Origin of the sequence: Nakamurella flavida, assembly GCF_030811475.1 — a bacterium.
In the GTDB taxonomy this organism is placed as follows: Bacteria; Actinomycetota; Actinomycetes; order Mycobacteriales; family Nakamurellaceae; genus Nakamurella; species Nakamurella flavida.
In genome coordinates this window covers 2,245,811-2,261,068 of record NZ_JAUSQV010000001.1, presented here as the reverse complement: position 1 = coordinate 2,261,068, position 15,258 = coordinate 2,245,811, and the positions used below count along the sequence as shown (strand labels likewise).

At 69.7% G+C, this 15,258-nt stretch carries 13 protein-coding genes; 9 read left to right on the top strand and 4 right to left on the bottom strand.

All coding sequences use genetic code 11. From position 1 onward, the window contains the following. Positions 1-21 precede the first annotated feature (21 nt). Positions 22-1,080, top strand: a complete 1,059-nt coding sequence (locus J2S58_RS10155) for a C-terminal binding protein (protein WP_205258008.1) — start codon at positions 22-24, stop codon at positions 1,078-1,080. Next, positions 1,077-1,706, top strand: a complete 630-nt coding sequence (locus J2S58_RS10150; RefSeq protein ID WP_205258009.1) for a bifunctional 4-hydroxy-2-oxoglutarate aldolase/2-dehydro-3-deoxy-phosphogluconate aldolase — start codon at positions 1,077-1,079, stop codon at positions 1,704-1,706. The genes J2S58_RS10155 and J2S58_RS10150 overlap by 4 nt, the downstream gene beginning before the upstream one ends. A gap of 82 nt (positions 1,707-1,788) precedes the next feature. Here the strand turns inward: J2S58_RS10150 and J2S58_RS10145 are convergent, their stop codons facing one another. After that, positions 1,789-2,496: an SDR family NAD(P)-dependent oxidoreductase gene (locus J2S58_RS10145; protein ID WP_306829375.1), complete on the bottom strand. Its 708-nt coding sequence runs from the start codon at positions 2,494-2,496 to the stop codon at positions 1,789-1,791. Between the two features lie 53 nt (positions 2,497-2,549). Continuing rightward, positions 2,550-3,260 carry a GntR family transcriptional regulator gene (locus tag J2S58_RS10140; RefSeq protein WP_205258011.1) on the bottom strand — a complete coding sequence of 237 codons (711 nt, stop codon included), beginning with the start codon at positions 3,258-3,260 and terminating at the stop codon, positions 2,550-2,552. A gap of 198 nt (positions 3,261-3,458) precedes the next feature. Here J2S58_RS10140 and J2S58_RS10135 point away from each other — a divergent pair, with 198 nt between their 5' ends. From J2S58_RS10135 to J2S58_RS10125, 3 genes are all read left to right on the top strand, one after another. After that, entirely contained in the window at positions 3,459-4,112 is a 654-nt protein-coding gene (locus J2S58_RS10135) for a fumarylacetoacetate hydrolase family protein (protein ID WP_205258012.1), read from the top strand. A gap of 39 nt (positions 4,113-4,151) precedes the next feature. Continuing rightward, the gene (locus J2S58_RS10130; RefSeq protein WP_205258013.1) at positions 4,152-5,084 is read left to right on the top strand and encodes a PfkB family carbohydrate kinase; all 933 of its coding nucleotides are present in this window, start codon (positions 4,152-4,154) and stop codon (positions 5,082-5,084) included. Positions 5,085-5,347: 263 nt separating this feature from the next. Further along, on the top strand, positions 5,348-8,632 hold the full coding sequence (locus tag J2S58_RS10125; RefSeq protein WP_205258014.1) for an alpha-galactosidase: 3,285 nt from the start codon (positions 5,348-5,350) through the stop codon (positions 8,630-8,632). A 103-nt stretch (positions 8,633-8,735) separates the two neighbouring features. Here the strand turns inward: J2S58_RS10125 and J2S58_RS10120 are convergent, their stop codons facing one another. Next, positions 8,736-9,410: a response regulator gene (locus J2S58_RS10120; protein WP_205258015.1), complete on the bottom strand. Its 675-nt coding sequence runs from the start codon at positions 9,408-9,410 to the stop codon at positions 8,736-8,738. Beyond that, positions 9,407-11,140 (bottom strand): sensor histidine kinase, encoded by a 1,734-nt coding sequence (locus J2S58_RS10115; protein WP_205258016.1) that lies wholly within the window; start codon positions 11,138-11,140, stop codon positions 9,407-9,409. The genes J2S58_RS10120 and J2S58_RS10115 overlap by 4 nt, the downstream gene beginning before the upstream one ends. 287 nt (positions 11,141-11,427) lie before the next feature. Between J2S58_RS10115 and J2S58_RS10110 the strand changes: the two genes are divergently transcribed. The 4 genes from J2S58_RS10110 to J2S58_RS10095 all read left to right on the top strand — a co-directional run bounded on the left by J2S58_RS10110 (position 11,428) and on the right by J2S58_RS10095 (position 15,132). Then, positions 11,428-11,802, top strand: a complete 375-nt coding sequence (locus J2S58_RS10110) for a universal stress protein (protein WP_205258017.1) — start codon at positions 11,428-11,430, stop codon at positions 11,800-11,802. Positions 11,803-11,902: 100 nt separating this feature from the next. Next, positions 11,903-12,961, top strand: coding sequence for a Bug family tripartite tricarboxylate transporter substrate binding protein (locus tag J2S58_RS10105; RefSeq protein ID WP_205258018.1), 1,059 nt, complete (start codon positions 11,903-11,905; stop codon positions 12,959-12,961). Next, the gene (locus J2S58_RS10100; protein WP_205258019.1) at positions 12,962-13,624 is read left to right on the top strand and encodes a tripartite tricarboxylate transporter TctB family protein; all 663 of its coding nucleotides are present in this window, start codon (positions 12,962-12,964) and stop codon (positions 13,622-13,624) included. Next, a complete protein-coding gene (locus J2S58_RS10095) occupies positions 13,624-15,132 on the top strand; it encodes a tripartite tricarboxylate transporter permease (RefSeq protein ID WP_205258020.1) in 1,509 nt (502 codons plus the stop codon). The genes J2S58_RS10100 and J2S58_RS10095 overlap by 1 nt, the downstream gene beginning before the upstream one ends. Positions 15,133-15,258: the final 126 nt, after the last annotated feature.

Sequence of the window (15,258 nt, the reverse complement as noted above, 5' to 3'; positions counted from 1 at the left end):
CCCAGAGCCGCAGGAGCAATCGTGTCCGATCCTTCGCCCGCCCTGCTGGTCGCCGTCGCCGATGGCGCCCTTCCCACCCTCCCCGCCCTGGCTCAACGACATGCTCAGGCCGCTGTCTTCCGCGCCGGTGACGTCGACACACCGCAGGCGCTGTCCCAGACCGCCGCAGGCGCGGATGCGCTCATCGTCACCTTGCACCGCCTCTCGGCCGAGCACATCGCGGCCCTGCCGGACTCGGTGCGCACGATCGGCCGGGCCGGAGTCGGGCTGGACACCATCGACCTGGCCGCCGCCGCCGCCCGGGGAATACAGGTGGTCTACCAACCCGACTACGCCACCAATGAAGTCGCCGACCACGCGGTGGCCATGCTGCTCAGCACCGTCCGCCGCATCTGCCAAGCCAATGAACGGGTCCGCAGTGACGGTTGGACGAGCGCACAGCAACTCGGGCCGGTCCTCGACCTGTCCACCGCGACGGCCGGGGTCATGGGTACCGGTCGCATAGGCCGGGCCACTGCCGCCCGCCTGCGCCCCTTCGTGCAACACCTGATCGGTTTCGACGTCCCCGGGACACCGGCCTTCGACGTTCCGGCGACCGCGTCGTCCAGCACCGTGCAGGTCAGCGATGACCTACCGGCAGTACTGGCCGCCAGCAACGTGGTCAGCCTGCACCTGCCGCTCACCGATGCCACCCGACACGTCATCGGCGCCGCGGAACTGGCCGCGCTCCCCGCCGGCGCCGTGCTGGTCAACGTTTCTCGAGGCGGCTTGGTGGACGAAGCAGCCTTGGTCGAGGCATTGACCGATGGCCACCTGGCCGGGGCTGCCCTGGACGTCTTCGCGGACGAACCGCTGCCGCAGGCTTCACCCTTGCGCTCGGCCCCGAATCTCGTGCTGACCCCCCACATCGCGTGGTATTCCAGCGCTTCCGGACTTCGATTGGCCGATTGGACCGTTGCGGACGTCCTGACCGTCGCGACCGGAGGTGGGCCCACCCATGGTCGGATCGCCGATGCGGGTCCGACGCCGACGCCGGTCGTGGTCGGTACCGGCCACGCCGCCGTGGTGGGTGTCGCGTGAATGTCGCTCTTCCCCGCGGTGTCGTCGGGGTCATTCGGACGACACGACCGGATCACGCGCTCACCGTGGCGCGCGGGTGGATCCGGGCCGGAGTGCCCGGCGTCGAGATCACCCTCACCGTCCCGGACGCCGAGTCCGTCATCGCTCAGGTCGCCGCAGAAGGTGGCGCGCGGGTGGGGGCCGGCACCGTCCTGGATCCGGCGAGGGTAGCCAGTTGCGTCGCCGCCGGCGCGGCCTACATCGTGTCTCCCGACACCTGCGCCGAGGTCGTCGCCGAGGCCGTACGGCTGGGTGTGCCCGTGGTTCCTGGCGCGATGACCCCGTCCGAGATGTCCACCGCAGTGCGGCTCGGAGCCGCTGCTGTCAAGGTGTTCCCCGTTGCGATGCTGGGCGGTCCCGCGTTCCTGCATGCAGTCCTGGAACCCATGCCGCACCTCAGCGTCGTCGCCTCCGGTGGTGTACGCGTCGAACAGGTGGAGGATTACCTGAAGGCGGGCGCGGCGGCGGTATGCCTGAGCAAGGAACTGATCCTCGCCGATGCGGTCGAACGCGGCGACGTCGACGGAGTCGCCGAGTTCGCCGCGTCGGTGCTCGAGAGCACGGGGGTGAGCGCCGTCGACATGTGAACGACACCGTCACGAGAACACCCGGTCTCGGCTGGCCGAGAATCCCCGGGCGCGGGACGATCGCGCGTGGGGCTGACGACCGTCACATGAGCCGGGCGAGCAAACCGCCATCGACCTGGAATGCCGACCCGGTGACGAACGACGCCGACGACGAGACGAGGAAGGCGACGGCGGACGCTATCTCCCCCGGCTGCCCCATGCGGCCCAGCCGACCCGTCGGCCCGGACACCTCGACCCCCTCGGCGAGCATGGCGAGCCCGTGCTTGGTCGACATAGCGGTGTCGACACTGCCGACGACGACGGCGTTCACCCGAATGTCGTCCTCCGCGTACTCGACGGCCATCTGGCGGGACAGCGAGATGATGGCGCCCTTGCTGGCGGCATAAGCCGCCGTCCGCGGCACGGTTGCCTCCGCATGCACCGAGGACAGGTGGACCACAGACGCACCGGAGGCACGACGCAGGTGCGGCAGGCAGGCACGAGACAGCAGGAACGGTCCGGTGAGGTTGACCGCGAGCACCTGGTTCCACACCGCAAGCGGCATGTCGTGGACCGCGCCGGTCTCCAGCACGGCCGCGGCCGTGACCAGAGCATCGATGCGGCCGAACCGATCCACCACCGTCTGCACCGCCCGATCGACGGCGCCCTCGTCGGTGACGTCGAGCGAAACACCGAACACGCCGGGTTCATCAGCCGGGGGTTGGAGGTCGAACGCGCTAACCTGCCAGCCGCGGGCGAGTAGCAGCCGCGTGATCGCGGACCCGATCCCCCCGCCGGCCCCGCTGATCACCGCAACGGGGCCTGAGGAGAAGGGTACGGCGGCAAGCTCGCGGGGCGCAGTGTTCACCGCAACAGGAAAGAGTCGGCAATACTGCGGACATCGTCCTCGAGAGGTTGGTCGGCTGCGTCCTGTACGCGCTCGAGCTGACCAGCAACGATGCGCTCGTATCCCGTCGAAACGTGGAACCGGACGGCCTTGGCCGCACCCTCCTCATCGCTGGCCTGGATCAATTCCAAGATCTGAGCATGACCACCCACGGTGGCCACCTTCCAGTCGGCGTTGGCAATGTTGCGTCGCAGCAGCAGCAGGAACACCTGCATGCGGATCGCCGACCAGCTCTCGTACAAGCGCTCGTGGTGAGCCGCCGCGAAGATGGTGTCGTGGAACTCCACGTCGAGCCGGGCCGCGTCTTGCTCATTGATGCGCCGTCGCAGGCCCGACCGCATGTCGCCCAGTGAGGCCTGCATCGCTGCGATGTCCGCGTCGGTCCGGCGGCGGATGGCCAGGCGCACGGCGAGATCCTCGATGGCCGCACGGAGGCTGTAGACCTCGCCGAGGTCGGTGGCCGACAGGTCCACGACCCGAGCACCGCGGTGACGCATGACCTGGACCAGGCCCTCCCGTTGCAGCACCAGGAACGCATCCCGTACCGGACCGCGGCTCACCTGGAGCATCGCGGAGATCTCCTCCTCGCGCAGATGCTGACCCGGGCGGAGCTCTCCGACAATGATGGAGTCACGGAGTCTGGCCGCGACGACATCGCCGAGAGTCACGCGGGGAGCCGCCGCCTCGAGGCCAGGTGCGCTCAATCCGCGAGGTTGCGACCGGTCGTCGGCTGAGGATGTCGTTCGCACAGGCGCTTCCCTCCCGAAGTGATGCTGGGTGGATCGTACGGGACCGGGAACCCTTGCCGGGTCTGCACTCAACTGATTATTGTTGACAAAACTCATTCCAGCTCGGAAGGACGCTCCATGTCGCTGCCCGTGCGCCGTCCCGGCAAGGTCATTGCCGTCGGTCTGAACTATCGCGACCACGCTGGTGAGTCAGCCGTAGAACCCCCCGTCGCTCCCATCACCTTCGCCAAGTACGTCACCTGTCTGGTGCCCGACGGCGCGTCCATCGTCATCCCGCGGGGCGTCGACGAGGTGGACTGGGAGGCCGAACTGGCGGTTGTCATCGGTCGCCCCGCCCTGAACGTCTCGGTGGACGACGCCTTGGACTTCGTCTCCGGCTACACCTGCATGAACGACGTGAGCGCCCGCCGCATCCAACGCGAGGAAGGCCAGTGGAGCCGGGCCAAGTCCTTCGATACCTTCGGTCCCATCGGACCTCGACTGATACCGGCCTCCGAGATCCCGGACCCGCAGTCCCTGGGCATCGTCTCCCGGGTGAACGGCGAGCGCATGCAGAACGCCGACACCTCCCAGATGATCTTCTCCGTGGCCGAACTGATCTCGCGGCTGTCCCTGGGCACCACACTGGAGGAAGGGGACGTCATCTCCACGGGAACGCCGGCTGGCGTCGGTGCCTTCCGCGCGACACCGGTCTTCTTGACCGACGGTGACGTGGTCGAGGTGGAGATCGACGGCATCGGTGTCCTGCGCAACCCCGTCCGGCAGGCCTGACATGGGTCTGTCCCGATCGTGGGCGGCCCGGGTCGTCCGGTGACCTCGTTCGACGTCATCGTTCTCGGCGAGGTGCTCCTCGAAGTGGCCACCACCGAACCGATGCGCGCCGGCGCCTACGCCCGGCTGGGTGTCTCCGGAGATGCTCTCAATGTGGCGGCCGCGGCTGCGGCAACCGGAGCGCGGGTGGGACTACTGGCCGTCCTGCCCCCTGACTGGCTCGGCGACGCGGTGGAAGCCCGAGTTGCCGAACTTGGGGTGGACACCCGCCTGCTGCGGCGCCGGCCGGGTCAGCAGGGCGTCTACGTCGTCCACAGTGACCCCGACGGGCAACGGGAGTTCTCCTACGCCCGATCACAAAGCGTCGGTTCGACGCTGAGCCCGGCCGACCTCGTCGGCACCGGCCTGGAGACAGCCGGCGCGGTGGTGACCGGCGGTATCGCCGCGGCAATCTCCGAGTCGGCCCGAGCCGCGGTGATCCAGGCGGCCTCGACCGCCCGCCAGTTCGTCTTCGACCCCAATTTCCGACCCGCACTGACCCGACCGGCCGCCGCCGCCGCGGTCCTGGCTGCGGTGGCCCCGCACGCCGCATTGCTCACGCCATCACACCCTCGTGAGACGACGGCGTTGCTCGGGATCGATCGACCGTTCCACGCCGCCCAATACCTGCTAGGTCTCGGCGCGAAGAGGATCGCCGTCACCTGCGGTTCAGCCGGCGCCCTCCTGGCCGAACCCGGGTGGGCTGCCGAACTGGCCCCCTTCTCGGCTCCTGCGGTGGTGGATCAGACCGGAGCGGGCGACAGCTTCGTGGGATCGCTGACCGCACGCCTGGTGGCCGGTGAAGACTTCCTCGGTGCGGCCCGCTACGCCGCGGCGGCAGCCGCTCTGTCAGTGGGCGGACAGGGCGGCACCGGGTACGTACCGAGAGCACAGGACGTGCAGGCAGCCATGAACGCCGCAGCCACGGCTTGAGGTGTTGAACCCTAGCCCGCCCCTCTCGCGTGCCTTTCTGTTACCAGTCAACCCAAAATTGGAGAAAGAGGAGTTCGATGACGCACTCAAGTGATCCGACCACGAGCCCAACGAGCGACGAGACTGACCATCCAAGGCCTGGGCTGAGCCGCCGGAGCATGCTCAGCGCGAGTGCGGCCATCGCCGCTGCTGCCGCGCTCGCCCCGTGGAACCCTCTCCGCGCTGGGACTGCATCTGCCAGTCCCCCGCCCACGATCCTGTCCATGTCAGAGGTGCTACAGAACCCGCCCTTCTCCTTCCGGTACGACGGCGTCCCCTCGTCAACGCTGCTGCCCGCATGGACCAAGACCACCGCGACCGCGAATCAACCCGACGGACGGACTCGACGGACCATCACCTGGACAGCACCCGACGGGCTGGAAGTCCGGTGGATCGGCGACGAGTACCCCGGATTTACCACGTTGTCCTGGACGGTGTATTTCACCCACAAGGGCACAGCTCAGTCCAAGCAATTGTCCGACGTCCTCGCGATGGACGTAAGCGTCACCTCGATGCCCGACACCGACTGGGTTCTGCGCACCGCGCTGGGCAGCTCGCAGACCAAGAACGATTTCACCCCCATCGACCTCCCGCTACCGGTCAGTGCCTACCGGGTGTTCAGCACCGCGGGCGGACGCCCCACCGACGGCCGCTTCATGAAGCCGCCGGCCGCCGGCGACTGGAGCTACCTCACCGGCCCGGCTGGCGCACCCGGATACCTGCAGCAGGACCAGCACTCCACCGCCGCCGCCGGGGCCACCGCTCGATTCATTTTCAGCGGAACTTCAGTCAGCTGGATCGGGCCCAAGAACGTCGACTGCGGCATCGCCGCGGTGTGGATCGACGGAGTCAAGGTGGGCACGGTGGACCTGTACGCCGGCAGTTGGCTCAAGCAACAGACCCTCTTCACCTCAGCACAGCTGCCGGAGGCCACCCACGTCCTCGAGATCGTTGCCACCGGCCGGAAGAACGCCAACGCGACCGGCACCATCATCGCCGTAGACGGGTTCACTTTTCAGGCAACCGGAGGAGTCACCGTCAACGACCCACTCAGCGACATCACCTACAACACCAACGCTCAGGGCAACAGCCTGTGGGAGTTCGCCACCGAGGACGAGCACAGCTCCTTCTTCCAGGACTCCCAGCACTACTACCAGGACAACCAACATCGCAGCACGGTGGCCGGAGCCGAAGCCAGCTGGACCTTCACTGGAAACTCGGTCACCTGGGTCGGTCCCAAGAATCTGGACTGCGGGATCGCCGACGTTTACCTCGACGGCGTCAAGGTCGCCACCGTCGACCTCTACGCCACCACCTGGCTCAAGCAACAAACCCTGTGGACGTCCGGGGCGCTCACGAGCGGACAGCACACCCTCCGGGTCGTCAACACTGGCACGAAGAACGCCAGCGCCATCGGCACCTTCGTGACCATCGACGCGTTCATCTACACCTCGAGCCTGCCCGTCACCGTTGACGACACCGCCGCAGCCATCACCTACGCCGGGGCGTGGAACGCCAACCCCAGCGGTGGATCTCAGGGCTACATCAACAGCACCCAGCACAGCAGTTCCGCGGCCAGCGCCAGCGCCACCCTGACCTTCCAGGGCACCGGCATCACCTGGGTGACGGCCAGGAACGTGGACTGCGGCATCGCCGATGTCTTCCTGGACAACGTCAAGGTCGCCACCGTGGATTTGTACGCCACCACCTGGCTCAAACAGCAGGACGTCTGGACCTCGGCGACCTTGAGCAACACCACCCACACCCTCAAGATCGTCAACACCGGCACCAAGAACGCCGCCGGCAGCGGCACGGTCGTCCCCATCGACGCCTTCCGGTACAGCACCGCCGGCGTGGTCACCACCTACAACGACACCGACGGCGCCATCGAGTACCTCAGCGCGCCCAACTCGCGCACCGCAGTGGCCAACGGTTGGCCGTTCTGGAACCTGGACATGGTGGGCTGCGGCCTCATTTGTGCCTTGGGCTGGCCTGGGCAATGGGGCGCCCAGGTCCAACGCACCAGCCCGACAGAGGTCCGGTGGACCGGCGGCATGGTCAGCAAGGACGGCGACGAGCTCCAGCACGGTCAACAGCTCGCCGCGATGGACCTCGCCGACCTCTGGCTCGCCCCGAACGAGGCCATCCGGACGGCGCTCATCGTCATGCAACCGTGGAACGGCGGCACCGCCGCCGCCGCACAGAATCAGTGGCGGCGTTGGATGCTGCAGTACCACGTACCCCGGGCAGCGAACTCGACAGGACCAGCACAGCCACTTGCGCCCACCCAGGCCAACGACTACTTCCCCGGCCAACACGACACCGCGCAGGACGAAATCGCCTGGATGAATTCTTACGGTAGCCAGCAGACGACCCAGGGCACCGGAGGCGTCCAGGACTGGTGGTGGATCGACGCCGGCTGGTACCAGAACTCACCCAACGCACCCACCGACACCTGGGAATGGACCGGCACCTGGACGCCCGACCCGACCCGCTTTCCCCACGGACTCAAACCAGTCACCGATCGGGCCCGCCAACTCGGTATGAAATCCATCATCTGGTACGAACCCGAGCGGGTCATGCCCGGGACATTCATCCACAACAACTACCTGAGCTACACGCTGGAAGATGTCCCCGATGCTCAGCAAATTCCATACAAGCGACAGTGGGGCGGGGTGGCGCGCCTGTTCAATTTCGGTGACCCCGCCGCCCTGAGCTGGGCGAGCGGCTACTTCAACAACTCCATCAACACCCAGGGAGTCGATCTCTACCGGGAAGATTTCAACATCAACCCACTCCCGTTCTGGAATAAGGCCGACCCGGCGGGGCGCCGTGGCATTACCCAAGCGCGATACGTCGACGGACACCTCGCCTTCTGGACCGCTCTCCAAGCCGCGCACCCGGGCATGCTCATCGACACCTGCGCCAGCGGCGGACGCCGCCTGGACATCCTCACCCTGGGCCAGTCCATCAACCTGCTGCGCAGCGACACCATCCGGCAAGCCACCGCCAACCAAGCCCACCTTGCCGGCCTCACACCCTGGGTCCCCCTGCATGGCGGCGCGGTACGGGCCATCGCTCAGTACGACGACGATTACAACCTGCGGTCGGGCATGGGACCGGTGTTCCACCTGGCGGTCGCTGCGCTCGAACCGACGGTTCCGTGGAACACCGTTCGCGCCTCCCTCGCCGAGTGGGCAGCGATCAAGCAGTACTACCTGCAGGACTTCCATCTTCTGACCCCCCACAGCGTGTCCGATGATCGGTGGATGGTCTGGCAGTTCGGCACAGCCGCAGCCGGCTTCCTCCAAGCATTCCGACGTCCCTCCAGCGGCGCAGCCGCACAGGTAGTCCAGCTGCGCGGACTCACCGGCACTCGGACCTACCGCCTCACCGACACCCGCACCGGGATGGTCTGGACCACCACCGGCAGCGCCCTTGCCGCAGGACTCAGATTGACCCTTCCCAACCCCACACTCGCCTCCACCATCACCTACCAGGGGCTCTGACTCGGTCCAGGGCTCACATGACCGCACTCATGGGGGCCCCCGGGGCTTCGTCGCCGCCGATCACGGCAAGAGCGCCCAGTCTGAGCGCCGGTCTCCTGGTCGGTCAGGCGGGCCGGCTGTATCGGTGCTCGGGGCGGCCGGTGGCTCCGTAGCGCAGCTGCATGCGGATGCGGCCGGACTCCGACAGCTCGGCCAGGTAGCGCTGCGCGGTCGCCCGGGAGACCCCCACCTGCTCGGCGACCTCCGCCGCGGACAGGGCGCGGTCGGCCTCCAGCACGGCCTGGGTGACGGTCTGTTCGGTGAGGGTGGAGTGGCCCTTGGGGCGGTGCTGGGAGCGCGTGTGCAGGGCCCGGACGGCGAGGTCCAGTTCGGACTGGGTGAGGGTGTCGGCGCGGGTGAGGACGGCGCGGTAGCGGGCCCAGGCGGTGAGCCGTTCGATCAGAGCCTCCTGGGCGAACGGCTTGACCAGGTACCCGACGGCGCCGGCTCGCAGGGCCGCCCGGACGGTGCCGCTCTCCGCGGCCGCGGAGAGGACGAGCACGTCGCAGTCCAGCCGACGGACCAGATCCAGGCCCGATCCGTCCGGCAGGTAGAGGTCGACGAGGGCGAGATCGATCCGGCCCGCGGGGTCGGCGGCCCGGTCCGTGACGGCCCGCAGGGCGTCACGGACGTTCGCGACCACCTGGGCCACCTGCATCCCGGGCTGGGCGCCCACCACGTCGGCGTGCAGGCGGGCGACGCGGAAGTCGTCGTCCACGACCAGGATCCGCAGGGTCATGATTCCTCCGTGAGGGTCGTCCCCGGGCTGCGCCGGTCGTCGGATCCGTTCGATCCGGGGGGCGACGCGGGTGCGGCCAGCACCCCGGGAAGCCGGGCGACGAACACCGCGCCTGTCCCGTCCCCGCCGCGATCGGCCAGCCAGACGTCGCCGTCCAGCGCCCGGGCCACCTGCCGGACCAGGGCCAGGCCGAGGCCCCGTCCGCCGACCCCGCGGGTGCTGACGTTCTCGGTGAAGATCGCGTCGACCAGCGGGGCCGGGACCCCGTCGCCGCTGTCGGCCACCGTCACGAACAGGGTGGTGCCGTCGGCGAGCAGTTCGACCTCCACCCAGCCCCCGGCGTCCGACGGCGGGCACCCCGGGACGAGGGCCGCTGCGTCGCAGGCGTTGTCGACCAGATTGCCGAGCACGGTGGTGACCGCGACCGGGTCGGTGATCGTGGCGTCCAGCCAGGTCTCGGGTCCGAGTCGCAGGGTGATCGAGCGTTCGCGGGCGTGGGCGGCCTTGGCCGACAGGAACGCCTGCACGGTGGGGTCGCGGACGGCGTCGATGCCGGCGAGAAGCGTGCCGAGCGGACCGGAGCCGAGCAGGGTGCGCACGTACTCTTGGGCCTCGTCGCGGTCGCCGTGGGCCAGCAGCCCGTGCACCACGTGCAGCCGGTTGGCGAACTCGTGCCGCTGGGCGCGCAGGGCGGTGCTCATCGTCTGCACCGCGTCCAGCTGCCGGGTCAGCAGCTCCAGATCGGTGCGGTCCCGGGCGGTCAGCACCAGACCGAGGTCCCGGCCGTTCCGGCGGACCGTGCGCACGCTGCACACCAGGACCTTCTCCCCGGCCACCACGAGCACCGGTTCGCCGGTCGCCGTGGTCCCGGTCAGCAGGGCGGTCAGTCGCCCGGGCAGCCCCGCGCGCGCGATCGGGATGCCGGGGACGAGATCGAGGGCGAAGAGCCGGCGGGCCTCGCCGTTGGCCACGGTGAGCGTGCCCGCGGGGTCGACGGCCACGACGCCCTCGCCGATGCCGCCCAGCACCGCCTCGTGCTCGGAGGCCATCCCGGCCAGCTCCTCCGGTTCGACCCCGAGGGTCAACCGGCGCAACCGCCGGTTCAGCAGGGCCGAGGCGCCCACCCCGAGGGCGAGGGCGGCGACCGTGAACAGGGCGGCGACCTGCAGGTCCTCGCCGAGGGCGGCGGCGATCTCCTCGGTGTCGATGCCGACGCTGACCGCACCGACGACCGTCCCGGCCGTGGCCGACCCGTCAGGGCCGTAGACCGGCACCTTCGCGCGGGCGGAGTCACCCAAAGTTCCGGTCTGCACGACGACCTCCTCGCCGCCGCCCAGTGCGGTGGACGGGTCGGTCGACACCGGGAGGCCCAGCTCGGCGGGGTCGGGGTGGGCCAGCCGGATACCGCGGTCGTCGGTCACCACCACGAACAGGGCGTCGTTGCGGGTCCGGACGGCCTCGGCCGCGATCTGGACCGGCCCGGCGGCCAGCTCGGCGGACGTCGCGGGACCGGCGGCCGCGGTGGCCGACCAGTCGGCCACCGCGGTGCGGAGGTCGTCGTCCGGGGCGAAGGAGCGGGCGATCGCCAGGGCCCGCTGGCCATACTCCGAGCTGAGCTGGCGGTCGAGCAGGAGGGCGAACAGCGCGAACCCCACCAGGACCACGGCCGCCACCACCGCGGCCTGCAGGAGCAGGAGCTCGGTGGAGAACCGCAGGCGTCGTCGCCGCATCGGGTCACCGTAGCGGCCCGCGCCCGCATTGTGAGCAGAACGCTCAGAAGTACCGGCAAGGAGAACAAGTCCAGCAAAGAATGAGAAACGGGTGTGAGGTTGTGACGCGGGTTACCGTCCCCGCCTGTGCACTTCACCGTCGAAGGAGCCATCGTGACCACATCTGCGACCGGACGCCCGGTCGGGCCACCGGGGTCACCCCGTCGCCCCGGGGTCACGCCCCCCGACGACGCCGTGCCCCCGCACCACCCCGCCCGCCGTCGCCCCACCCTGTCCGGGAGTCCCGCATGACGATCCTCGCCGCCTACCAGCAGACCCCCGAGGGGCAGGCCGCGGTCGTCCGTGCCCTGGCCGAGGCCCGGCTGCGGGACACCGATCTGGTGGTCCTCACCGCCCCCGCGCACAGCGGGGGAGAGGCCGTGCACACCATCGACCACGTGGATGCCGCTGCGGCGGAGGGTCTCTCGGTCTCCATCCGGCCCGCCGTCCGCACCGATCACCTGGCCGACGAGATCGTCGACCTGGCCACCGAGCTGTCCGCCGACATGATCGTCATCGGGCTGCGCCGTCGCTCGCCGGTCGGCAAGTTGTTCCTGGGGTCGGCCGCACAGGACGTCCTGCTCAACGCGACCGTCCCGGTGCTGGCCGTCCGTTCCTCCTGATCCCGGGGCCGGCCCGACCGGTCCGCACCAGTGCATCCCGTCGCCGCACACCCCCGACCCGGTCGTCCCTCGACCGGTCCCGCGTCCTGGAAGGCCAACGATGGCATCCACCACCACCGGACCCTCGCCGTCCGCGTCCACCGCCGTCCCCCCACCCGGGAAGGGCGGGAAGCGTCGCAATCCCGCCCTGCTGGTGGCCTGGGGCGTCGTCGCCGTCCTCGTGATCGGCGCCGGATTCTGGAGCACCCTCGGGTCGGGGACCGGGCAGTCCGCCCGTAGCCGGCTCGCTCTCATCGCTCCCGCCGCCCCCGGTGGCGGCTGGGACGGCGTGGCCCGCGAGGCGCAGCGCGCGCTGCGCGACGAGGGCGTGGTCAACAACGTCCAGGTCGTCAACATCCCGGGCGCCGCCGGCACCATCGGTCTCGGTCAGCTCGCGGACATGACCGGCCAGGCCGGCACGCTCATGGTCACCGGCACCGTCATGGTGGGCGGCATCATCGCCAACGACAGCGACGTGACGCTGTCCGACGTCACGCCGATCGCCCGGCTCGCCGAGGACTACGAGGTGCTCGTCGTCCCGGCCGCGTCCCCGTACACCACGCTGGACGAGTTCCTGGCCGGCTGGAAGGCCGACCCGCAGGGCACCGCGATCGGCGGCGGCTCCAAGGGCGGGACCGATCACCTGCTTGCCGGTCTGATCGCCGAGAACGTGGGCATCGACCCGGAGCAGCTGAACTACCTGGCCTTCTCCGGTGGCGGTGAGGCGCTGAACGCGATCCTGGCCAACACCGTGGCCGCCAGCATCTCCGGCTACAACGAGTTCGCCGACCAGATCGAGGCGGGCAACGTCCGGGCGCTGGCCCTGGGCACCAAGGAGCGGGTCGAGGGCATCGACGTGCCCAGCCTGGGCGAGCAGGGGGTGGACGTCGAGCTGACCAACTGGCGCGGCCTGGTCGCGCCCCCCGGGCTGAGCACGGAGCAGCGGACAGCCCTGGACGAGATCGTCCGGGAGATGGTCGCCTCGCCCGACTGGCAGGACACCATCGCCCGCAACCGTTGGCAGGACACGTATCTCGCCGGCGACGAGTTCCAGCAGTTCCTCACCCAGAACACCCAGGAGATCCAGCAGATCGCCGACGAGCTCGGAATCGGGGCCTAGATGACCACCTCCCACTCCTCCCGCCCGGTCGGCGTGCCGGTCGGCACCACCGACCCGGCAGAAGGACCCAGCCCCGCCCATCCGCCTGTTCCCCCCGGCGTGCCGCGCACCTCCGGCCTGGCCGAGCTGATCGTCCCGGCGATCCTGGTCGCCGTCGCGGGCTTCCTCATCGTCGGCACCGTCTCCATGCAGCTGCCCCCGTCGGTGCAGGTGCCCGGCCCGACGTTCTTCCCCATCGTGGTCATCGTCCTGCTGCTGGGAATGGCCGTGCTGTCGACGGTGCAGATCCTCCGCAGCCGCCGGACCGTGGCCGCCACCGCCGAGCTCGGTGACGCGAATGTCGACATGGACGGCGAGGCGATCGTCGAGACCCCGCCGGACGTCCCGCCGGGCCGTGAGCCGTGGCCGCCGCGCGCGGTCAGCGACTGGCGGGCCCTGCTCACCGTGCTCGGGTCGCTGGTCGCGTTCATCGTGCTGCTGCGCCCGGCCGGCTGGATCATCGCCGCCGCCCTGCTGTTCTGGGGAGTCAGCTACGCCCTCGGCTCCCGTCGGCCGATCTTCGACATCTCCGTCGCGCTGGTCATGTCCTCGGCCATCCAGCTCATCTTCGGTGTCGCGCTCGGCCTCAACCTGCCCGCCGGCTTCCTGCAGGGGGTGCTCTGATGGGAGACCAGCTCGGGAACCTGATGAACGGGTTCGCCAACGCGCTCACCCCGATGAACCTGATGTGGGTGTTCGTCGGCTGTCTGCTCGGCACCGCCGTCGGTGTGCTGCCCGGCCTCGGCTCGTCCATGGCGGTGGCCCTGCTGCTGCCCGTCACCTTCAGCCTCGACCCGGTCGCCGCGTTCATCATGTTCGCCGGCATCTACTACGGCGGCCTGTTCGGTGACTCGACCACGGCCATCCTGCTCAACACCCCGGGCAACTCCAGCGCCATCGCGTCCACCTTCGAGGGCCACCGGATGGCCAAACGGGGGCGGGCGCCCCAGGCGTTGGCCACCTCGGCCATCGGCGCGTTCACCGGCGGCCTGCTGGCCACCATCCTGGTCGCGTTCTTCGCCCCGGTGCTCGCCGATCTGGCCACCGTGTTCGGTCCGGCCGAGTACTTCGCGCTGGCCGTCGTCGCGTTCATCGCCACCGCCGCGGTGGTGTCGGACTCCGCCGTCAAGGGCATCGCGGCGCTGGGCATCGGCCTGGCCCTCGCGCTGATCGGCATCGACGGCATCAGCGGTGCGTCCCGCTTCACCTTCGGCCTGCCGTCGCTGCTGGACGGCATCGACATCGTCGTCATCACCGTCGGTCTGCTCGCGCTGGGCGAGGTGCTGCACGTGGCCTCCCGCATCCACAAGGACTCCACGGCCACCGCGATGACCGTGGGCAAGCGGCCGTTCCTGTCCAAGGGCGAGTTCCGCGAGGCGATGCCGGCGTGGCTGCGCGGCACCGCGTGGGGGCTCCCGTTCGGGGCCATCCCGGCCGGCGGCTCGGAGATTCCGACGTTCCTGGCCTTCGGCACGGAGCGCCGGTTGGACCGCCGCCGCAAGGACCCCCAGTTCGGCAAGGGCGCCATCCGCGGCCTGGCCGCCCCGGAGGCCGCGGCGAACGCCACCGCCGGCTCGGCGATGGGGTCGCTACTGGCCCTGGGCCTGCCCACCTCGGCGACCGCGGCGATCATGCTGGCGGCGTTCCAGCAGTACGGCATGCAGCCCGGGCCGCTGCTGTTCACCCGCAACGGCGATCTGGTGTGGGCGCTGCTGGCCAGCCTGTTCATCGGCATGTTCGTGCTGCTGATCATCAACCTGCCGTTCGCACCGCTGTGGGCGAAGCTGCTGCTGATCCCCAAGCCGTACCTGTACGCCGGGATCACCGTGTTCGCCGCGCTGGGCGTCTACGCCACCAGCTCGTCGATCGTCGACCTCGTCCTGCTGGTGCTGCTCGGCCTGCTCGGGTTCGTGCTGCGCCGGTTCGGGATGCCGCTGGCCCCCGTGCTCATCGCCGTCATCCTCGGCCCGCTGGCCGAGACCAGCCTGCGGCGCACGCTCGCCGTCAGCGAGGGCGACGCCGGTGCGCTGTTCGCCTCCGGCATCACGCTGACCCTCTACGGGCTGCTCGCCGTGGGCATCGTCTGGGTCGTCATCAGCAAGATCCGCGGGCGGGCCCGGGTCGACATCTGATCCCGCGCAGTGCCTCTCGACACCCCGGGTGGGTCCCCGCCCGGGGTGTCGTGCTGTCCGCAGGGGGTGCCGTCGGGGACGGGACAGGATCGCCGGCCCGGTCCGCGTCGGGGGATCCCGGGCCGG